Source organism: Hymenobacter sp. NBH84 (assembly GCF_014217645.1).
GTDB lineage: Bacteria > Bacteroidota > Bacteroidia > Cytophagales > Hymenobacteraceae > Hymenobacter > Hymenobacter profundi.
The window spans coordinates 2,911,597-2,931,903 of the sequence record NZ_CP043644.1 but is presented as its reverse complement, the minus strand read 5'-3'; the positions used below and the strand labels follow the sequence as shown (position 1 = coordinate 2,931,903).

Annotated in this window: 14 protein-coding genes; 4 read left to right on the top strand and 10 right to left on the bottom strand. The window is 56.2% G+C overall.

Annotated features, from left to right (window positions below):
- Window positions 1-207 precede the first annotated feature (207 nt).
- Entirely contained in the window at window positions 208-726 is a 519-nt protein-coding gene (locus F1C16_RS12230) for a GNAT family N-acetyltransferase (protein WP_185280932.1), read from the bottom strand.
- 193 nt (window positions 727-919) lie between these two features.
- On the opposite strand from F1C16_RS12230, the gene F1C16_RS12225 reads away from it, so the two are divergent.
- Complete coding sequence (locus tag F1C16_RS12225; protein ID WP_185280931.1) at window positions 920-1,525, top strand: hypothetical protein; 606 nt, start codon at window positions 920-922, stop codon at window positions 1,523-1,525.
- A 41-nt stretch (window positions 1,526-1,566) separates the two neighbouring features.
- Here the strand turns inward: F1C16_RS12225 and F1C16_RS12220 are convergent, their stop codons facing one another.
- A complete protein-coding gene (locus F1C16_RS12220) occupies window positions 1,567-1,998 on the bottom strand; it encodes a hypothetical protein (RefSeq protein WP_185280930.1) in 432 nt (143 codons plus the stop codon).
- A 279-nt stretch (window positions 1,999-2,277) separates the two neighbouring features.
- Here F1C16_RS12220 and F1C16_RS12215 point away from each other — a divergent pair, with 279 nt between their 5' ends.
- Window positions 2,278-2,901 carry a deoxynucleoside kinase gene (locus F1C16_RS12215; RefSeq protein WP_185280929.1) on the top strand — a complete coding sequence of 208 codons (624 nt, stop codon included), beginning with the start codon at window positions 2,278-2,280 and terminating at the stop codon, window positions 2,899-2,901.
- A gap of 186 nt (window positions 2,902-3,087) precedes the next feature.
- Here the strand turns inward: F1C16_RS12215 and F1C16_RS12210 are convergent, their stop codons facing one another.
- The 5 genes from F1C16_RS12210 to F1C16_RS12190 all read right to left on the bottom strand — a co-directional run bounded on the left by F1C16_RS12210 (window position 3,088) and on the right by F1C16_RS12190 (window position 9,546).
- Window positions 3,088-3,753, bottom strand: a complete 666-nt coding sequence (locus F1C16_RS12210; protein WP_185280928.1) for a DUF2461 domain-containing protein — start codon at window positions 3,751-3,753, stop codon at window positions 3,088-3,090.
- A gap of 313 nt (window positions 3,754-4,066) precedes the next feature.
- Complete coding sequence (locus F1C16_RS12205; RefSeq protein ID WP_185280927.1) at window positions 4,067-4,903, bottom strand: MOSC domain-containing protein; 837 nt, start codon at window positions 4,901-4,903, stop codon at window positions 4,067-4,069.
- 204 nt (window positions 4,904-5,107) lie between these two features.
- On the bottom strand, window positions 5,108-5,596 hold the full coding sequence (locus tag F1C16_RS12200) for a T9SS type A sorting domain-containing protein (RefSeq protein ID WP_185280926.1): 489 nt from the start codon (window positions 5,594-5,596) through the stop codon (window positions 5,108-5,110).
- Between the two features lie 1,069 nt (window positions 5,597-6,665).
- Window positions 6,666-7,445 carry a hypothetical protein gene (locus F1C16_RS12195; protein ID WP_185280925.1) on the bottom strand — a complete coding sequence of 260 codons (780 nt, stop codon included), beginning with the start codon at window positions 7,443-7,445 and terminating at the stop codon, window positions 6,666-6,668.
- A gap of 478 nt (window positions 7,446-7,923) precedes the next feature.
- Window positions 7,924-9,546, bottom strand: a complete 1,623-nt coding sequence (locus F1C16_RS12190) for a S8 family peptidase (protein WP_185280924.1) — start codon at window positions 9,544-9,546, stop codon at window positions 7,924-7,926.
- A gap of 579 nt (window positions 9,547-10,125) precedes the next feature.
- On the opposite strand from F1C16_RS12190, the gene F1C16_RS12185 reads away from it, so the two are divergent.
- On the top strand, window positions 10,126-12,024 hold the full coding sequence (locus F1C16_RS12185) for a right-handed parallel beta-helix repeat-containing protein (RefSeq protein ID WP_185280923.1): 1,899 nt from the start codon (window positions 10,126-10,128) through the stop codon (window positions 12,022-12,024).
- A 162-nt stretch (window positions 12,025-12,186) separates the two neighbouring features.
- A complete protein-coding gene (locus F1C16_RS12180) occupies window positions 12,187-13,938 on the top strand; it encodes a glycoside hydrolase family 10 protein (protein ID WP_219733332.1) in 1,752 nt (583 codons plus the stop codon).
- A gap of 108 nt (window positions 13,939-14,046) precedes the next feature.
- On the opposite strand, the gene F1C16_RS12175 is transcribed toward F1C16_RS12180, so the two are convergent.
- The 3 genes from F1C16_RS12175 to F1C16_RS12165 form a co-directional block, all read right to left on the bottom strand.
- Window positions 14,047-15,303 (bottom strand): hypothetical protein, encoded by a 1,257-nt coding sequence (locus F1C16_RS12175; protein WP_185280922.1) that lies wholly within the window; start codon window positions 15,301-15,303, stop codon window positions 14,047-14,049.
- A gap of 121 nt (window positions 15,304-15,424) precedes the next feature.
- Window positions 15,425-16,975, bottom strand: coding sequence for a SusD/RagB family nutrient-binding outer membrane lipoprotein (locus tag F1C16_RS12170; protein WP_185280921.1), 1,551 nt, complete (start codon window positions 16,973-16,975; stop codon window positions 15,425-15,427).
- A 129-nt stretch (window positions 16,976-17,104) separates the two neighbouring features.
- Window positions 17,105-20,218 carry a SusC/RagA family TonB-linked outer membrane protein gene (locus tag F1C16_RS12165; protein WP_185280920.1) on the bottom strand — a complete coding sequence of 1,038 codons (3,114 nt, stop codon included), beginning with the start codon at window positions 20,216-20,218 and terminating at the stop codon, window positions 17,105-17,107.
- Between the last annotated feature and the right edge of the window lie 89 nt (window positions 20,219-20,307).

Here is a 20,307-nt window from a genome sequence, read left to right as displayed (position 1 = left end):
TTATGATGCAACTATTTTAAGTTTTAGGCAATTAAATTGTTAGTGTTGTAAATATTTTGCGTTTATTGAAACATTTTCATGTAGTCAACTTGGAAATATTGTCTACACTTCATTTAGTAAGATCATTGCTCATACTGTGTAAAAAAGAAAAAGGCCTTCACTTGAAGTGGAGGCCTGATAGAGAAACTTTCAGAAAATACAGCGTAATTATGCCAGTTCCTTCCGCAGGATAAAATCATTCATCCAGTACGGCCCAATCGGAATATCGTCCTCGCGGTGGCGCTGGTAGCCCAAGCGCTCATAGAACGACACCGCTGGGTTGTAGCGGTTCACGTTCAGTTCCAGAGTGTGCCCGCCAGCAGCGCGCACAGCATTTTCCACTTCTTCTACCAGCCGCTGCCCCAGGCCCTGCCCCTGATGCGAGGGCAGCACATAGATTTTGTGGAGCTTATACAGGTCCTCGCCCGTAAGCAAAGGCGAAAACGACGCGTAGCCGGCCGGGTGTCCTTCTACCAGCAGCAGCAAAAAGCTGTGTTGGTCGTCGGTCATTTGGCGGTGCAGGGAGGCGGGCGTGTAAATTACCCGGTACATGTAGTCGATCTGTTCCTTAGAAAGGATAAATCGGTAGGTAGGTTCCCAGGTAGCTTCGGCCAGCGTGATGATGGTAGGAATATCCGCCAGGGTGGCAGGCTGAATGGCAACGGCAACAGGTGAAGAGGCGGACATAGACTGCAAAAACGGCATTTTTCGCGGAAAAAGCGAACTTTGCCTGAGCTCCATTACATCTTTGGGCCGGAAATTGTCGTTGGGAGGGTAGGGCCGGCTGGGGCTGGCCCGTCTGTACCAGCGGCTTCGGCCCGTTTTCTTACGAAAATGAAAAAAACACGCTTTCTCCTTTTTACTGGCTGCGGCTAGCGCTTTGCTACCGCTTGCTCCTGCCACCGCGCAAACCACCACGTCCAACCACACGCAGTCGAAAGCCGAAACGGAATTGCGCAATTTCTCGGCCTGGGTGAACCAGCAAGTAGACAAAGCCGACGCTAGCGCCCGCCGCAACTGGCCTTCGTTGAAATCTAATTTCGACCGCCAGAGCCAGCGCCTCGACCGCGCCACCGACAGCCTCTCCACGCAGTCGAAGCGCGAGTATGCGCAACAGAAGACGCGCTACCAAGAGTGGGCCGCCGAGCAGCAGCGTCTGGAGGCACAAGCTACACAGCCCACCACCGCGCAGCAAGCCCAGCGCCGCTTGCTGAACGAAGACGTGCAAATCAGCAAAGCCCGTGGCTCGGAAATGGTAGATTTGTACTCGCGCTTTATTGACGCCACCCGCGCCCAGCGCCGCCAATGGACCGACACCGAATGGGCCGAAGCCAACACTGTGCTGAGCGCCCTTAACGCCCGCTACAGCCAGGTGCGCAGCGAGATTGCCATGGAGGACCGCCTGCGCATCCGCTCTTGGCAGGGCGAGTTCCGGACCTTCGAAAAGGCCCGCAGCATGAAAGACATCGTGACGGACGATAAGTAGTCGGGTAGCCGAGTACAAGCGGCCCTGGCATGGTGCCGGATTTATTGGGTCCGGAGCCAAGTCAGGGCCATTTCTTCGTCGTAGTCGTAGAAAAGCTGAATGGGTAGGTGCAAGCGCACCCGGTCGGCGAACCGCCGGCTGATGAGCTGGTTGGAAACATCCGGCGACAAGACGTAGGCAATGGCACACAGGCCGTTGAGGATGGCTTTGGGCAGCCACTCAAACTCCAGCCAGGGTAGGGCTTCGGCCCAGTCGCCGGTGGTAGCTGTCTTGTCGTTATAAAGGCGCCGGATGATCCGGATGTTTTGAAGCTGCAAAAAGGCTTCGGCTACCTGTATCACCTCCACGTTGGTAATATGGCCCGTCCAGACCACGTACAGCAGCTCATCCTGGACATGATAGTGAGCAGTGGCAATGAGCTGGCCGAGTACGTCATGCACGGGGTAGCAGTCGGTGGAGAGTGGGTAAGCCATAGCCATAGCCATAACCAGCTAAAGGGTGGATAGAAAAGGAATAGGCAGTAACAGGTAAGTGTGATAAATCCTGAAGGCAGTGCGTGCAGGGTATAGGATGTGGCTCCTTATCAGCAGCAAAAAGAGAAAGCGGAGTAGTAGAACAATATACGGCTTTTGTTGCAGTATAAATAGTAGCCAACTACTGTGTACTGCTAGCAAAAGGCAGCCACATGGTTGCTGGCTTTCCGTTACTTTTGTGGTTCTCTTTTTTCTTCTGCTACCTGCTTTTTTACACTCATGCACATCGCCATCGTTGGCAATATCGGGGCCGGCAAAACCACGCTGGCCAACAAGTTGGCCCACCACTTCAACTGGGAAGTGTTTCTGGAGGATGTCGACGACAATCCCTACCTCAAGGATTTCTATGACGACATGCCACGCTGGGCTTTTCACCTCCAGGTCTACTTCCTGAACAGTCGCTTCCGGCAGGTGCAGCGCATCAAGAAGCTGCAACAGGCCGGCAAAGGCGTGATTCAGGACCGGACCATCTATGAAGATGCGCACATCTTCGCGGCCAACCTACACGAGTCGCGCCTGATGACGGAGCGCGACTACCAGAACTACTGCAATCTGTTCGAATCGATGATTAGCATGGTAGACGCGCCTGATCTGCTGCTGTACCTCAAAGCCGACCTACCCAAGCTCATCCAACAGATCGAGAAGCGCAACCGCGACTACGAGAACAACATCAAAATCGAATACCTCAAAAACCTCAACGAGCACTACGAAAAGTGGATCAGCGGCTATAAAAACGGCAAGCTGCTGGTCGTTGATGTCAACAACCTCGACTACGTGAACAACCCCGAGGACCTGGGCATCGTCATCGAGCGGATTAACAGCACGTTGTTTGGGCTGTTTTAGGAATGGTGAAGTGGTGAAATAAAAAGCCGGCTGTCATCCTGAACTTGCGGAGGACCTTATGCCCGTTGAACGAGTTGTTGTTACGTCAGTCGTTCAGTGTGATAAGGTCCTCCGCAAGCTCAGGATGACAGCCGGCTTTTTATTTCCCTACCTCACTATTGCATTGCTCTGCGCTTCACCGCTCCGTTACTCCTCTCCAATCGCCTGATTAAGGAACTGCACCAGGGGCTGCGCTACGTGCAGGCTTTCTACAGCACGAGCCACAAAATCGGGTTGGAGTAGTTCGGCGTCGGAGATGGGGCGACTCACTAAGTAGCTTTTCATCTTGAGCCATTCAATGTCAGGGTCGTTTTTGTCGTAGCCTTTGGGCGGACGCTGGAGCCGGTCGCCCTCCAGGCCGTCGGGGAAGTGGCGCACGAACTCGGGGTGCTGGCGCAGGGCGTGGAAGGTATCGGGGGAGTAATGAATTTCCTGGCGGATGCGTTGCAGGCTGGCCGTGTCGGGCAGCCACTTGCCGGCACCCAGCCAGGAGTTGCCAGGCTCCAGTGTCAGGAAATAGCCTGCCCAGCGCGAGTGCCTACCCTCTGCCTTGAGGCCCGCACCCATGTGGCGCTTGTAGGGGTCCTGGCCCTGTTGAAATCGGTCGTTTTTGTTGATGCGGTACATCGTTTCGCCGGCTGTGAGGGTTTGCAGCGCCGGCTCGAAGCCCTGTACTCCCTGGAGTACTTCCGCTACCAACTCCTTGAACACGGCCCGGGCCTGGTGGTATTCGGCGCGGTGCTCGTCCATCCAGGGCTTATTGTTGTTAGCGGCTAGGCCGCGTAGAAAATCCAGTATTGAAGCACGATTCATGGCTGGGCATACGGGCCAGGGTAGGCGGGAGTTGGGTAGGGTAGGGGGCAGGAGGTGAGTAAGCCGTTCTTTATTAGGGCATCCTGCGCCATTCTGTTAGGGTATTCTGGCCATCTGTCAGCCTGAGCGGAGCGAAGGACCTTCTCACATTAGAACGACAAGCGTAACAACGACTCGTTCAGACGTGAGAAGGTCCTTCGCTCCGCTCAGGCTGACAGATGACGTCGAGCTTTCGACATCGTTCAACGACGTTTACCACCCTGCCCTGCGGGCACCCTCCTTAAAAAAGGAGGGGTTCTAGCTTAGTTTGGATCTAGTTCTGTTCTTTATACCCCAGCACTGTGAGCGGGTCGCCTACCCGGATGGTGCCCTGGCCGCTGGCGGTGACGTTCTGGCCGAACATCACCTTGCGGCCTACTGTGCGGTAGGAAGCCAGAGTGCTCAGGGTTTCGGGGTTTTTCTGGGCAGTTTGTTGGTCGATGGTAGTGACGACGCAGCGCCCGCAGGCCCGTACGGCCCGGAAGGCTATGTCGCCTACCCGGAAATCGGCCCAGGTATCCTCATCGAAGGGTGCGCCGCCAGTGAAGACTAGGTTGGGCCGGAAGCGGTCCATCAGGACCGGCGTGGTGAGGCGTTCGTTCAGATCATCCAGCGCAGCCTGCCCGATGAGGAGGTAGGGGTAGCCGTCAGCAAAGCTGACGAGCGTGCCCGCCGGGTTCAACTCGGGCTTGTCGGGCTCTACCTCGCGCCGCACCATTTCCGACATATACACCAGCCGGCACTCCTGACCCAGGGCTTCGGTCAACCATTCGTCGGCGGCCGGGGTGCCGCGCCAGGCAAAGACCATATCGTCCCAGATGGTCACGAACAGGGTCTTTTCCCGATCTGCCTCGAAGGGAATGTAGAGCGGCAGGAGGTCGGGGTGCTGGCGGTGCGTGAGCAGAAAGCCGTTGAAGGCAGGAGCTACGTCCAGAAGGGCCATGGTAGCAATCTGCCGCTGGGTCATAAACTGGTTGCGCGCATCCACAATCAGCCAGCGCCGGTCGTATTGCAAGCCGCGCATGCCCACAGCTGCCTCGGTGAGTCGGATGCCGCCCAGCGACTTCACGGGGTAGATGTAGATATCAGAAAGGGTGAGGGGGGTAGCCATTGGGCAAAGGTAAGGAGGCAACGGGTAGAGGCGATCTGTAAAAGAAGGTCATTTCGACCAGCGGGAGAAATCTCGCGTGCTCTTGCAGGCTGTCCCGCGTACGCGTTCAGCATGACGTCCTAAAACAAACCAGACAAACACAAAAAAACCGGCGCGGGAGATAAGTCCCGCGCCGGTTTGGCTTTGAGCAACTATCTGCGAAGACTATTGCTTCACGAACTTGCTTTTCTTGCCCTGTACCTGCACCACGTATAAGCCGCTGGGTAGGTTAGCTACCGATACCGAAGTCGTCTGATCGTTGAAAGAGTGGGTCAGCACGCGCTTGCCCATCATGTCGTACACTTCGGCTACGTGTGCACCGCTGCCCAGGCCGCTGATGTTCAGTACATCGGGGGTAGGAACGGGGCTCAACACCAGAGCGGGCGCGTTGCCGGCTGGCACTGCAATGGTTACCACGGGCGAGAAGCTCTCGGTGCCATCGTTGTCGATCTGACGTAGGCGGTAGTAAGCTTTGCCTTCGGGGGCGTTGGCATCTACTAGGGTGTAGGCGTTGCGCTGGCTGGTGCTGCCGTGACCATCTACGAAGCCTAGTGGGAACCACTGGTCGTCGCCGGTGCTGCGCTGCACTTCAAAGCCTTTGTTGTTCTTCTCCGAAGCCGTAGCCCAGTTCAGGCGAACGGCAGAGCCTTCCAACTGACCAGTGAAAGCTACGAGTTCAACTGGTAGAGGGTTATTGCCGTCGCCAAGTGTGAAGGTACCATTCAGCTTAAAGGTGCTCCGTAGGAATATAGAGTTGCTACTTGCATTCACTATACCGCCCAGCTTCTGGTAAGGTGGTCTGTTATAATCCTCCGAACGAAAGAGAGTTAAACGATTTTCCGGAACGGCACCGAGTTCATTCTTTTGTTTGTCGCGGTATCCGAATGTTAGACCGAGGTCAAAATTTATGTCTCGTTGCCCAGCATCATTGGCAACTGTAACAACGTATTGACGCAATATACTGCTAGGTGCCAGCGCACCATTACTACTTACACCCTGTACATTGGAACCAGTAATACGTTTAACAGTGACACTACCGGGAAATTCTGGACCGTATGGCTGAAGGGCGAGGCCAATATTATTGAATTCGTACCTTATTGAAGTTGATAGATTCTGCGTTGAAACAACATTGCCAATTACATATCCACCGATATTATCGGTATCATCATCTCCAACAAATTGTTCAACAAGAGAAGCACTACTACCCTCTAAGAATAAGGTGTTTAGGTCACCAGTTTCGAGGCGAGCTCCATTGGTCAATGTAATACTACCTGTTACGGTAAGATTGCTGGTGAGTGTTTTAGAGCCTGGATTGGTGAAAAAAATTGTATTCGCACGCAGGCTATTTATATTAATGGTTTGCGTGTTTTTTCCATTAAAGGTAAGATTACCATCACCACCAGTAAACCCACCTATGCCAGGAGAATCAAGATTCCCTCCTACAGTAAGGGCGGCGGTGCCTTGATCAAATCTGCCACCGTCCACAACTGTAAGATTACCAGCAATGATGATAGCTGCCGGGTTATTCGCACCTCCAGCCGTCTTGGTAGTGAAGTTACCTTTACTACCCACGTAGAGGTTATTATTAACAGTTAGTGAAGCACCTTGCTGCCTTGCCACCGCTACGGAAGTAGTCTTATTCGTAGCGTTAACAGTGAGGTCATACAGGGTGGTATTATTGGGAAATTCAGTTGTAGAGCCACTAGCAACATTCGTAGCGCTGTTAGGAACATTCTTCGTATAGCTTTTGCGAAAAAAACAAACCTTGTGGTTCGCCAACAGGGCCTATGTTGACTTTACCATTATCAGTACCATTAATTGTGTAATAATAGGATAAACCTTTATTGTTTAATGTTGTGGGGGATTCATTATCAGATGGCAAAATTGCGTGTATATTCCTGGCAGTGCCAGTGGCTGTAGCAAAAGCCAAGTAGTTAAAGTTTGCTGGGCGTCCATTAGGAAAAGCAGACCAAGCAATAGCTACTTCTCGAACATTACTAGTGGCACCATAACCGGTGACTGCCTCTGGAACAATATCAGTCCATTTTCCTCCGTCAGCTAGGCGTACTTCAGTATTATTACTATTGATAGCAAGTACCAAATCAGCTCTGAAAGGAAGCTTTGCTGTTAATCCACCTCCAATTTGGTCGTAAGAGGAATAGCCGTTTGGACTACCGTCATTATCATCCCCACCGTTAACCGGAATTATAGGATTACTGTCAAAGTAAAAAACAACTCGGTCGTCATTACTTTGACCTTGCGCAGCAATGTATAGGTTGTTAGCATCCCATGTTATCCGATAAGTAACAGAATTGCCATTTCCTTGGCCTGAAACCTTCAAATTCCGAGCATTGGAACTATACTCAAATAGATTACTTCCATCTTTAATGACTCCATCTTGCTTGGGAGGATTAAAAATAAATTGTGCCTTCGCGCTCCCTACCGCCAATATGAGTAAGAAAAGAGCACTAAGGACTTTTCGAGTTAGATATAAGTGTTTCATTCTGAGAAGGTGGAATAGAAGAATTCTGTCACAAATTTAACGTATAGATGAAAAAATTGTGTTAAATAAATTTTACATTTAACAAAAACTTATTTTATTTATATAATAAAGAATGCATTTTCCTTTTTATGTTTCATGGAAAGGAAAATGCATAGTCTAGGATTAATTCTACTATGAATTTCTATAGGGATGTCATGAGCTAGGGAGAAGGACGAAAAAGCCTATTTTGTTAAATAGGCTTTGCACATGTTAGCGGGAAGGATAAACTGACTTTTAGAAATATTCTCTTCAAATATTATAATTGAATTATTCGGGTAGCAAAAAGGGCTTGCAACCATTTGGCCTTATTATAGTAAAACTTATGATAAACGCATGTAAGTATTTGACAGATAATATAATAAGCGTATAAAAATAAACGGCGCGGCAGCACCGAAACCGGTAACTGCCGCGCCGTTTGCGCTGTTTTCTGCTAGAAGTGTTACTGCACCTGCTGGGCCATTTGCACGGCCTTGTAGAGGTTCACCAAGCCGCCGGTGTTCGATAGCTCGGCGAAATCAATGGTGGTTTTGCCGCCGGGCTTGAGCACCTTAGTATGCAAAGGCGTGGCCGACTCGCGGATGATGCGTTTCAGGTCCTCGGGGGTGAGTTTGGGGAAGTAGGATTTCAATACCGCCGCCATACCGGCTACCATAGGGCCAGCCATACTGGTGCCGCTTTCGTTGCCGTAGGTGTTGTTGGGCAGGGTGGAGTTGATCTGCACGCCGGGCGCAAACACGTCTACGTTTTTCTTGCCGTAGTTGGAGAAATCGGCTACCAGCTCCTGGTCGTTGGTGCGAGAGGAGGCGCCTACCGTAATCAGGTTCGGGATGGTCTTGGTGTTTAGGAACACCGGCGAAGGGTACTGCTTCTTAGTGTCGATGTCGATGGACTCGTTGCCGGCGGAGTGTACGAGCAGTACCCCCTTGGTATCGGCGTAGCGGATGGCTTCTTCCACGGCCTCGCGGTGGGGCGAGAAGTACTTGCCGAAGCTCATGTTAATCACTTGCGCGCCGTTGTCTACGGCGTAGCGGATGGCGTTGGCTACGTCCTTGTCGCGCTCGTCGCCGTTGGGTACGGCCCGCACCGCCATAATGCGCACGGGTAAGCCCGCCACGCCCATAATACCCACGTTATTGGTTCGGTCGCCGGCAATGATGCCCGCCACGTGTGTGCCGTGGGTAGGGTCAGGGCCGGTCACGTCGGCATTGCCGTACACGCGCTGCTTTAGGTTATCGGGGTCGTCGCCCACAATGCTGCGCGGGTTGAACTTGAGGTCTAGGGAATATTCTACTAAGTTTTTGGTCTGTTCGTAAGCGTGCTTCATATCGTCCAGCACCGATTCCATATCGGCGTAGCCGCCAGCCTTCAGGTTTTGATAAAATAGCTGGCTGATGCGGCGCAGGTCGGCATTGTCGGTGGGTGGGTTGCGCAGGGTAGCCGTATCCAAGCGCGACACGCCCAGGGCCTGCTTCATCTGATCGGCCACGGCCTGGGTCTGCGGATACTCGTCCTTGTACTGGTCGTAGTGCTCGTTGTCTTCCTTGTAGTGCGTCTGGTAAGACTTTTTCACCTGCTGATATAGGTCGAATTCCTCGCGCTTGGCGGCGGGCACTTGGTTGCGGGTTTTGCCCTGGTAGAGCGGTTCCAGGCGGGCCAGCATGCGCGTGTCCTCGTAGGCTTCCACGTCGATGTTGCGGCCATCCTGGCCTCCAAGGAAGTTCCAGCCATATACATCGTCGATGTAGCCATTGCCGTCGTCGTCTTTGCCATTGCCGGCAATTTCCTTTGGGTTGTGCCACATCACGCCGCGCAAATCTACATGGGCGGTATCCACGCCACCGTCAATCACGGCCACGGTAACGGGGGTAGCGGTGCGGCCTTTCAGAAGCTCCTGGTAGGTGCGCTCAGCGCTCAGGCCCATCACGCCATTGTTTTGTTGTGGGTCGAGCAGATGCCATTGGGGCTGGGCAGCAGAGGGGGAGGGGGTGGTTTGCGCAGCGGCAGCCAAAGGCAACAGCAGCGCTACCAGGCCAGCCTGGCAGGAGAGAGGGGAAAAGCGCATTAGAGAAAAATAAGGAGACAAAGAGGCAGCTGCTACACAGTTGCCGTGGGATGCTGTGCCTAACACAACGAAACGGCAAGCTGGTTCTTGCTTTCAGTACAAGATTCAGAAAAATCTCGCTTAGTTACACCGTTCTGGGTCGGCCGCAGTAGATAAGACGAGCAAAACTGATGGTGAGTAATCGTAGCGGTTTCGTGAACGGTGTATACCGTATCCTGTAGATACACAATATTTTATGTCTCGTTGTTGCTGATGGTGGCTGTTCAATGAGAGAGTCTATGGCATTCAGCAAGGTGACACAAAATATTGTGTCGTCTCCTACCAGCTACGAAACCACTGTAAGCAGACGTTATTTTTTATGTGTCATTATTCCATAAAAAAATAGAATAGTAAGTACTAAGAAAATTGTATTTCATAAGTATGCTATTATAGATAAAGAACAATAAGCTGTATAAATTTAAATTGTATATATAAAGCGTTATAACCTGATAATTGCTGTTATAAAGCTGGTAGAATATATTTATTCTGATGTGGCATCATTCTTTATGCTAGTGTTTCTGACGCCTAACCACCTCAGGAATGCAAATACGTTTACTATTTTTCTTATTTCTGTTGCTGTCAGCCAGTCAGCAAGCGGCCGCCACCACTTACTATGTACGGATTGCAGGCAATGATGCGCAGACTGGTACTACCCCCGCTACTGCCTGGCGCAGCATTGCGCGGGTAAACGCCGCCACGCTGCAACCCGGCGACCAAGTCTTGTTTGAGGGAGAGCAGACCTTTGTAGGTGGCTTGCAGCTGAAGGGCACTACGCAAGGCACGGCTGCGCAACCTATTGTATTCGGCTCGTATGGTAGGGGCTGGGCTACCATCAGCAGCGGCGGTACCTACGGCTTGCTGGCCCGTAACGCGGGTGGTATTGAGCTGCGTCGCCTGTATTTCGCCGGCTCGGGCCGGTTGAACAACAAGAGCGCTGGTGTGGTATTCGTGCTGGACTCGGCGGCCACGCAACTCCCGCACCTGGTGCTCGACAGCCTCGACGTAAGTGGCTACCAGCAGGCAGGCGTTACGATCAGCAGCCAGCGAGCCGGTAGCGGCTACACCAGCGTACATATCACCAACAGCCGCGTGCACGACAACGGCGAGGCGGGCATCAGTTCGTATGGTCCGGCTGCGGCCACCCACAGCAACTGGTACGTGGCAAATTGCCGACTATACAACAACACCGGCCGGCTTGATCTGAAGCAAACCCGTACAGGCTACGGCTTACTGCTGGCTCACGTAACGGGCGCCGTGGTAGAGCAGTGCGAGGCCTACAACAACGGCCGCCTGAACGCCTACCCCGCCGCCGGCCCGGCCGGCATTGGGGCTTGGCGGTGCACCAACCTGACGGTGCAGCAGTGTAAGTCGTACAGTAACCGCTCGGGTACGGTGCGGGGCGGAGGCTTTGCCCTAGAAGGCGGGTGTGCTACCGCTGTGGTTCAGTATAACTACGCGCACAACAACGAAGGCCCCGGCTTCGCCATTACCCAGCCTGATACGATGTCGGCGCCCAGCACCAACCTGACGGTGCGCTACAACATCAGCGACAACGACGCCCGCCGTGCCAACCATGGCGCCCTGGCGGTGCTGGCACCTGCCGCAGCAGAGCGAATGCAGCGGATTAGCCTGCACAACAACACCGTGCTGGTTACGAAGCCCGCTAATAATTCGGTGCCCGTGGCTGTCCAGCTTGAAGGCGGTGCGGCGAGCGGAATCACCTTGCGCAACAACCTGTTGCAGACCACCGACGGCCTGACGCTGGTAGACGCCAGCCTGACCACTGGCGTGCGCCTGGAAGGCAACTGCTATTGGAGTGAGGGGAGTGGTTTTACGTTGCGCTGGAACAACGCTACCTACACCTCCCTACCCACCTGGCGACAGGCCACCACGCAAGAGCAGCTGGGCGACCGGCCCTGCGGCCTGAGCATCAATCCGCAGCTGCGCACTGCCAACCAGAGCGATGCAACGACGGCTACACCAACCGCCGCCGCTACAGCCGCCAACAGCGACTACCGGCTGGCGCCTACCTCGGCGCTGGTAGGAGCCGGGCTGAACCTATGGGATGAGTTCCGGCAGGAAGCAGGACCACGCGACTACTTCGGGTTGGCAACGCCCGCAGCGGGCGTACGGGGCAGCATTGGTGCCTCGGAAAGCCCAGCCGTGACGCTGCCTACGGCTACACCCGCTGTCGTTTCGGGCGCGTGGTGCGCGGCCTACCCCACGCGCACCCACGAGTTGGTACGCGTGGTGCTGACCAACACACCCACTGCCGATATAGCCATTCGCCTCTACGATATGCAGGGCCGCACCTGCCTAACGCGCACGCTGCACGGCCGCGAAACAGAAGTGCCCGTAGCTGGCCTGGCCAGCGGCGTGTACGTGCTGCGCGTGGAAGCCAATGCCCAGCACTATCAGCAGCGTATTGTGGTGGAATAGAAATACGCATCAGCTAGTAAGAAAACCGTCTGTCAGCCGGAACGCAGTGAAGGACCTTCTCACGTGAGAAGGTCCTTCACTGCGTTCCGGCTGACAGACGGTTTTTACTGACCACCTCACAACTCGTAACTTGCGCGCTTATTCGATTTTAGAAGCGTGCAAATGATGCAGGTAGTAACTACCCGCTGCCGATGGGGCGCGGGCATGATCATGCTGGTGTGGCTGTTGCTGAGTGGTGCCGTGCAGGCCCAGGACGCGCCGCCGAAGCGGGAGCTGCGGGGCGTTTGGATTGCTTCGGTGGCCAACATCGACTGGCCCAGCCGTCCTGGCCTCACCGCCGACCAGCAGCGCAACGAGTACCGCCGGATGCTAGACCGACAGCAGCGCACGGGCATCAACGCTGTGTTTGTGCAGGTGCGGCCCGCTGCCGATGCCTTCTACCGGAGTGGCCTGGAGCCCTGGAGCAAGTGGCTGATGGGCCAGCAGGGCAAAGACCCCGGCTACGACCCACTTCCGTTCCTGATTGACGAAGCACATAAGCGCGGCATGGAGTTTCATGCCTGGTTCAATCCTTACCGCGCCTCGCAGGATACGATCACGCGGCGCTTGGCTACCACCCACGCCTACCGCCAACACCCCGAGTGGTTTCTGCGCTACGGCGGCAAATTGCTGTTCAACCCTGGGTTGCCGGAAGTGCGCCAGCGCATCACAGAAGTGATTCTGGACGTAGTGCGCCGCTACGATATCGACGGTGTGCACTTCGACGACTATTTCTATCCCTACCCCGAAGCGGGTCAGACGCTGCACGATGAGGCGGCATTTGCCCAATTCAACCCTGACCACCTCGCGCTGGCCGATTGGCGCCGGCAAAATGTAAACCTGCTGATTGAGGGCCTGAGCCGCGAGATTCACGCCACTAAGCGCTGGGTGAAATTTGGGATTTCGCCGTTTGGGGTTTGGATGAACCGCTCGGCCCACCCCGAGGGCTCCGATACGCGGGCCGGCCAGCCGACCTACGCCAACCTCTACGCCGACACGCGCCTGTGGCTGCAACGCGGCTGGATCGACTACATCGTGCCGCAACTGTACTGGAGCAGCAACTTCCGGCTGGCGCCCTACCCGGTGCTGGTGGAGTGGTGGAGCCGCAACCACTTCGGGCGCCATCTCTACATTGGGCAGGCGCCCTACCGGATGCTGGAGAACACCCGCGGCGACACCACGTGGCGCAATCCCCGCGAGCTGATGCGTCAGATTCGTCTCAACCGCAGCTACCCCACGGAGGTGAGTGGAAGTGTGTTTTTTAGCTCGAAGTCCTTGCTGGCCAATCCGCTGCACGTCACCGATTCGTTGCAGCAGAACGCCTTTCGCTACCCGGCGCTGGTGCCGGCTATGCCCTGGCTGGATGCGGTGCCGCCCCGCCCGGCCCAGCAGTTGGTAGTTATCCGCACGCCCCCGGCCGTGACGCTCACCTGGCAGCCCGGCCCTACCGCCGCCGACGGCGACGATGCCCGGTATTTTGTGGTGTACCGGTTCGCAGAAGGCGAAACCCCCTCGCCCGACGACCCCCGCCACATTCTGGCCCTGGTGCCACGCACCGCCTACGCGCCTACCCTGATTGATACCACGGCCCTCACCGGTGTGGAATACGCCTACTACGTAACGGCCGTAGACCGCCTGCACAACGAAAGCTCACCCGTGCACGTGGTGACTAGGAAAGGGAATATTATGGTAGCGCAAGCGCCCCAGCCAGCCACTGTGCCAGCGCTGCCCATACCGCCCGCCCCCGCGCCGCCTACCCCCAAACCAGCTACCGGCACAAAGGTGAAAACCAAGACCGAAGCCGGCACCATCAAAAAGAAAACCAAGCTGAAAAAGCGCCGCAAAGGCTTTTTCGGGCGGTTGTTTGGGGGGTGAGTTTGTGAAATTGTGAGTTGAAAAGGTGCGCCTGTCATCCTGCGCAAGCGCAGGATGACAGGCGCACCTTTTCAACTCACAATTTCACAAACTCACCACTTCATCATTTCAAAGCATTCTATACTCGAACCACACCCGCGACGTGGTGCCGGTAGTGCCGGCTTTCACGCTCAGGATGCGTAGGAGCATCACCTCCCCGGTGCCGCGCACACGTACGGCGTATACATCACCAGGGGTGGCGGCGCCCAATTCAGCGGTGTTTGTATTGCGGTATAATAGATTACCTACGGCGTTGGCGGTTGCCTGCGTATAAAAGCCAGCGGCTACCTGGGTGGCAGGCACTTTGTAGAAGCGCGTATTATTGCCGGCCGTAAGCGTGACGCTGCCGTTAGTGGCGCCACTCACAAACAAATCCTTCGTGTCTGCGGCGCTGGTTGCGGGTTCGTTGCGGGCCAGCTTCAGGTTGTAAGCCAGCGAGTCGGGAGAAGCGCCGGTGCCGAAGCTTACCGAGCCGCGCTGGGTGGTAGCCAAGGCAGTAGGCGCCATAATATCGAGCGTGGCAGATGCCAGATTGACGCGCTGGGTTTGGGCAAAAGCCGAGAACAGGAACGTGACGGGCTGCCCCTGCGCCCCCGTGGGAACCGTTACATCCACGGTGCGCGTGGTGGCTACGCCAGCCGTTGGCGTACGCAATACCCCCTGGCGCACGGGCGCTTGTGTACCCACGCGGGCGTAGTACACTAGGCTGTCAATGTTTTTGAACAGGGTAGCGGTGCTACCAGCGGCAGGCACCGTCGAGATACCGCCCTCGTTCATCACAATCGAGTAGCCAATCAAGTCGCCGGGGCTCTGGGCGGTGGCTGCTAGGCCGTTGCGGTAGGTGGCGGGGGTAGCGCCAAACTTGAGGGTAGGGGACGCGGCAACGGTGTAAGAGAAGCGCCGCAGCCGTTTGGAGCCATTGGCAAAATTCAGCGTCACATCTACGCGCACGGGCGTTTTGTTCGCTAGCGTGGCAGGCACAGTATAGGGAACCAGTTGGGCAAAAACCTGACTGGTAGCATCCAGCGCGCCATTGGCCGGGTAGGTGCCCACCACGGCCGAGTCTTGCCGATTGATTACCTGAAATACGGTGATGTCGCGAAGGTTGTCCTGCTGATTATAGCCTACAGCTACAGGTACGGTTTCGCCGGGCGCAAACTTGGTGGAGCCGAAAACCGGCCCACCTATCACCCCAAAGCCTGCTTCCTCCTGTGTGTCGTACAACTCATCATACGGCTCCTTCTCGCAGCCCGCGAGTAGGGTCACAGCCAGGCCCGCTACTACCGGTAGGGTACGGCGCAAGGTGAAAAATCGAGAATATATCATGACGACGATATGCGTTTTGAAAATGAAAGGGTAGGGCGTTAGTCCGCTTGTTAGCGTTGCCTGTCATTCCAAGCGTTCTGCTTAATGCGCAGGATGCCCAGAATGACAGGCAACGGTCTTTCTAATTGGCCTGGTCCCACCACAGGGGCTTCGTGATGTAGTCGCCGTTGGAGGTGGCGCCCACGTCGCTGAACAGCTTGGATACAGCGGCGGGATTGTAGAGCACCTCGGTGGCCCCGGGCAGCATCCGGCGCGGAAACTTGCCATCTACTTCGGGGTTGGCATTCACCGGGAAGCGGAAATTGGGGTAGGTAGTGGCCGAGAAATCAAAGCGACGCAGGTCTGACCACGACTCCGGATTCAGGAACATGGCAATGTATTTCTGCTCCATAATGCGCTTCAGCGTGAGCTGGCTCTCATTCTGGGCCACGGCGGCACTACTCAGGTAATCTTCAATCTGGGCTGTGGAGATGAGCGGGAACGTAACGGGTGGCAAAGCATTGGAGCCCCCAGAACCCACTTTCTCCATGTGTGCCCGAATACCGGCCCGGTAGGCCGTAAAGGCCCGCGACAAATTGCCAGCCCGAAACGCCGCTTCGGCCTCAATAAACTTGGCCTCCGCATACGTCATCACCTGAAAAATGCCCAGGTCGCGGGCATACCAGCTGGAATAAAAATCAGCGTAACCATTCAGCACGAAGCTGGTGGAAGGCACACTTACACCAGGGTCGGTACCCAGGCTGATGGGGGTAGCCATAATGGTATAGCGTGGGTCCACAATGCCGGGGTAGGCCGCCCCGCCCGCGTTGCCGTTCAGGTACTTGATAATGTTAGCCGAGAAAGTGGCCGTCGCATAGTTGTTGCGGGTGGTGCCGAAGATGTTGGTGGTATTCACCTGCGGCGCCACGGCCGGAATAAACTGAATCTGCGCGTCGTCGGCGTTACTGGTGAAGCCTTTGTCGAGCAGCGCCAATACCTGCTGCGGGTTGTAGGAGCTCTTTTTGGTGAGGTGGTTGAGCTGACGTGCCTTCAGGGTGTTGGCAAAGCGAATCCACTTCTGCACGTCGCCTTTGTACAGGATGTCGCCGCTTTCGCTGGGCGAGGTCACATACAGTGGCCGGAATTCCTCGCTGGCGGGCCGCTCCATTAGGGTAATGCCCTCATCCAGCAGCGTATTGATGGTAGCGTAAATCTGCTGCTGCGAGTCGTAGGCAGGCGTGTAGTTGGCCGCGCCTTTGAATGCCTCGGTGTAGGGAATATCACCCAGCATATCGGTGGCGTGGGCCAGCACCATGGCGGTCATAATCTTGCCCGCGCCCACGTAATACGGCGAGCCCTCGGCCTCCGCGGCGGCCGTCATGGTCGGCACGTTGCCGGCTGAGTAGTAGTAGGTGTAGTTGAAGGTATTGGTGCTATTGCCGTTGGAAAGGTAGTACTGGTCGGTGCTGGTAGCCAGAGTTTTGCGCACCGTGTACTGGGCCAGATAGGTAGTGGTGAGCGAGGTAAACATCTGCGTCTGAATGCCCTGCGAAATAATGCCGGGCAGCAGGAAGTTCGGGGTCGTCGTCACCGGATTGTTGGGGTCGGTGTTCACATCAAGGTAGCTTTCGCACGCCGTGAAGGTGCCGCTACCCAGCAAAAGGCCCAGGAAGAGAAGATATCGTTGTTTCATTGAATTGATGTGTGTAATGGACCCCACCCCAACCCCTCCCCTCCGGGAGAGGGGCTTTAGCTTCCAGAATACTATAACCTAGAATTAAAGCCCCTCTCCCGGAGGGGAGGGGTTGGGGTGGGGTAGCAATTAGAAATTCACCCGCAGGCCCATGTCTACGCCACGGGTGGCGGGTACGGCTCCATAGTCGAAGCCGCCAGAACCGCCGCCGCGCACGCCGGCGCCCGAAGCGGCCGTTTCGGGGTCCACCCCCGAGTATTTGGTGAGCAATACCAAGTTGCGACCAGTCACATTCAACTCGATGCCCTTAATGAACTTAGAGCGTTCCAGCAAGGCAGCGGGTAGGGCATAGGTAAGGTTCACGTAGCGCAGACGCACCCAGGAGCCGTCTTCAATAAACGGCGTACCAATGGCTCCCAAAATGCTCGTGTAATATGCTTGCGTCAGCTCCACGGGGCGCGTGTTAGCCGTGTAGGTGCCGTCTGCGTTGGCTATTACCCCATCAAACACCACTTGCTTGTAACGGTCTGTGGTTCGCTCGGCCAGACCGGTAATGGTCATATACTGCTCGTTGCCGTTGAACACCTTGCCGCCCTTTCTGAAATCGGCCAGGAACGACAAGCCCAGGCCCTTGTAGCTGAACGAGTTGGTGATCTGCACGGTGAAGTCGGGGGCGCGGTTACCGGCATACACGTAGGTGCCGGTGTTGACGAGGGGATAGCCCGTGGTCGGGTTAATGAGCACCTGTCCATCGGGGGAGCGCCGGAAATCGGTGGCGCTGATGGATGAAATCGGGCGGCCGGGAAACGCGCCTCCGCGGGCACCATTCAGGAACGCATCCGACTGATACACCTCCGTCAGGAAGCTCGGCAGCGACTCTACCTTGTTGCGGTTGCGGGTGTAATTGGCCAGCACGTCCCACGTAAAGCCGCTGGCCGCGCGCACGGGCGTACCCGTCAGCGACACTTCCCAGCCTTGGTTGCGCACGTTGCCCGCGTTGATGTACTGCAAAATGAAGCCCGTGGCCTGGCTCACGCGCGGCCCGATAATTTGGTCGCGGGTCAACTGGTTGTAGTACGTCACGTTCAGGCCCAGGCGATTCTGTAAAAATTGCAGGTCCACGCCGCCCTCAATGGCGCGGGTGCGCTCGGGCACCAAGTTGGCGTTGGAGCCAAAGAAGCCGTTGCGGAAGCCGCCGCCAATGTAGCTGGCCTGCGCCAGCGGCGAAAACACGCGGTAAGGTTGGGTGTCCTTGCCCACATCGGCCACCGCCGCCCTAATCTTACCAAAGTTCAGGTAGCGGTTCTGGTCGAGGCCCAGCAGGTGCGTAAACTGCCAGCCCGCCGCCACCGAACCGTAGCCGAACAGCTTGCCAAAGTTCTTGTTTTCGTCGGGGCGGGGTAGGGTGGAGGATTGGTCGATGCGGCCGTTCACTTCCAGCGTCACCTGTTGCAGCATGTCCAGGCTCAGACGGGCAAAGTTGCCAATCAGGCGACGGTCCTGCGTAGTAATTAACACGTTGCGGTTCACCGTGTTGTTGATGCTGGTGAAGCTCGGGTTTTGAAAAATCAGGCCCAGATTGTCGGTGGTTTCGCGGTGCTGATACTCCACGGTGTTGCCCAGCACCAGCGAGCCGCTGAAGTTGTCGCTGAAGCTATGCGTAAGTGTGCCCAGCAGGTTGCTGGTAATGAGCTGGTTGAAGATATCCGACTCCGAGATGCCGCCGTTCTGGTTGTTGGGCTGGGTGGTGCCCACGGCCCGCACCGAGCGGTCTTTCTGGAAGTAGAAGTCGTTGCCTATGTTGTAGCTGAAATTCAGCCAGTCCGTCGCCTTAAAGCCCAATTGCACGTTGCCCAGCATGCGATTAGTGCGGGTGGTTTGGGGGTTGCGGTACACCTGAAAGTAGGGGTTGTCGGCATCCGTAGCGGCCTGGGCGGCGCCCAATAGGCGGCGCACCGAGCCATCGGGGTTCAGGTAGTTGCGGGCGTCGTCGTTGCGGGGCCAGTTCAGGATACTAAGCAGGTAGCCCCCGGCGCCTTGGTACAAGCCCTGGCCTTGGAGGGGCGTGCGGGCACCCGAGTTCAGGTATTCCACCGAGCCCGAGGCGCTAAGCTTGGGCGAAAGCTGAAACGTGCCAGATAGGCGCGCCGTGGTCTTGTCGTAGGCACTGGTAGGCGCTACGCCGGTTTGGTCCAGCCGCGAGGCCGACACGAAGAACGTGCCCTTGTCGCTGCCGCCCGACATGGTGAGGTAGTGCTGCCAGGTTTTGCCGGTCTGGAAGAAGTTGCCCAGGTTGTCGTACACTGGCTCGCCCTCTTGGAAGCGTGGCCCCCAGGAGCCGCGCACGCCCTGGTCAAATAGTCCCTGCGAGCCTTGCTTGTACTGGTCCTGAAGCTTGGGTAGGCGGTTCACCTCATCCACCGAAAACTGCGTGCGGTAGTTGAGCGTCGTCACGCCCTTGGTGCCTTTCTTGGTGGTAATCACCACGGCACCGTTGGCGGCGCGCAGGCCGTAGATGGCCGAAGCGGCCGGGCCTTTCAGCACCGTCATGCTCTCGATATTCTCTGGGTTCAGGTCGCCGGCGCGGTTGGTGCTGGCGGCCGTGCGGCCCAGGATGCCGTTGAAACCCGAGCCCCCACCCGGCGCCGTCGACTCCACAAACGAGGAGTTATCCATGATGATGCCGTCAATTACGAACAGCGGCTGGTTGTCCGAATCCAGCGAGGCCCCGCCGCGAATCACGATAGACGCCCCCTCGCCGGGTGCGCCGCCCGAACTGGTTACCTGCACGCCGGCTACCTTGCCCTGCAAAGCATTCACCACGTTCGGCTGCCGCGACTCAATGATGTCCTTGGCCTTCACCACCTGCACAGCGTAGTTGATCTTGGCCTGCTCTTCTTTTATGCCGTAGCCCGTCACTACGGCCTCTTGCAACTGCTGCGCCGACTCGCGCAAACTCACGCTGATTTCGCCGCTGGCTTCCACGGTGCGCTCCTGGCTGGTATAGCCGATAAAGCTGAAAACCAATACAGTACCCGGTGCAGCCTGTAGCGTGAAGCGGCCGTCGCCGTTGGTGGTGGCGCCGTTGGTTGTGTTTTTCACCACCACCGTCACGCCAGGTAGGGGAGAGTTGTCGGAAGCGGCCGTGACGACGCCCGTTACGGCGCGGGCTGCCCCCGTTTGGGCGTAGGCGCTGGGCACCACAAAGCCTAGTAAGAGGAGAAATAGTAGGAGTTTGTGCATAGGTGTGGAAAGGGAAAGGAAGAAGAAAGGCCAATTGGTTGGGTGAAGGCCCGTACAAATGCGAGGACGTGTAGGAGGGTAGTACTGAA

Excerpts from the sequence above, each read along its gene's own strand:
- F1C16_RS12205 (WP_185280927.1), bottom strand. The coding sequence starts at position 4,903 with ATGGCTACCCCCCTCACCCTTTCTGATATCTACATCTACCCCGTGAAG.
- F1C16_RS12185 (WP_185280923.1), top strand. The coding sequence starts at position 10,126 with ATGCAAATACGTTTACTATTTTTCTTATTTCTGTTGCTGTCAGCCAGT.
- F1C16_RS12220 (WP_185280930.1), bottom strand. The coding sequence starts at position 1,998 with ATGGCTTACCCACTCTCCACCGACTGCTACCCCGTGCATGACGTACTC.
- F1C16_RS12175 (WP_185280922.1), bottom strand. The coding sequence starts at position 15,303 with ATGATATATTCTCGATTTTTCACCTTGCGCCGTACCCTACCGGTAGTA.
- F1C16_RS12230 (WP_185280932.1), bottom strand. The coding sequence starts at position 726 with ATGTCCGCCTCTTCACCTGTTGCCGTTGCCATTCAGCCTGCCACCCTG.
- F1C16_RS12195 (WP_185280925.1), bottom strand. The coding sequence starts at position 7,445 with ATGAAACACTTATATCTAACTCGAAAAGTCCTTAGTGCTCTTTTCTTA.
- F1C16_RS12210 (WP_185280928.1), bottom strand. The coding sequence starts at position 3,753 with ATGAATCGTGCTTCAATACTGGATTTTCTACGCGGCCTAGCCGCTAAC.
- F1C16_RS12165 (WP_185280920.1), bottom strand. The coding sequence starts at position 20,218 with ATGCACAAACTCCTACTATTTCTCCTCTTACTAGGCTTTGTGGTGCCC.
- F1C16_RS12215 (WP_185280929.1), top strand. The coding sequence starts at position 2,278 with ATGCACATCGCCATCGTTGGCAATATCGGGGCCGGCAAAACCACGCTG.
- F1C16_RS12180 (WP_219733332.1), top strand. The coding sequence starts at position 12,187 with ATGATGCAGGTAGTAACTACCCGCTGCCGATGGGGCGCGGGCATGATC.
- F1C16_RS12190 (WP_185280924.1), bottom strand. The coding sequence starts at position 9,546 with ATGCGCTTTTCCCCTCTCTCCTGCCAGGCTGGCCTGGTAGCGCTGCTG.
- F1C16_RS12170 (WP_185280921.1), bottom strand. The coding sequence starts at position 16,975 with ATGAAACAACGATATCTTCTCTTCCTGGGCCTTTTGCTGGGTAGCGGC.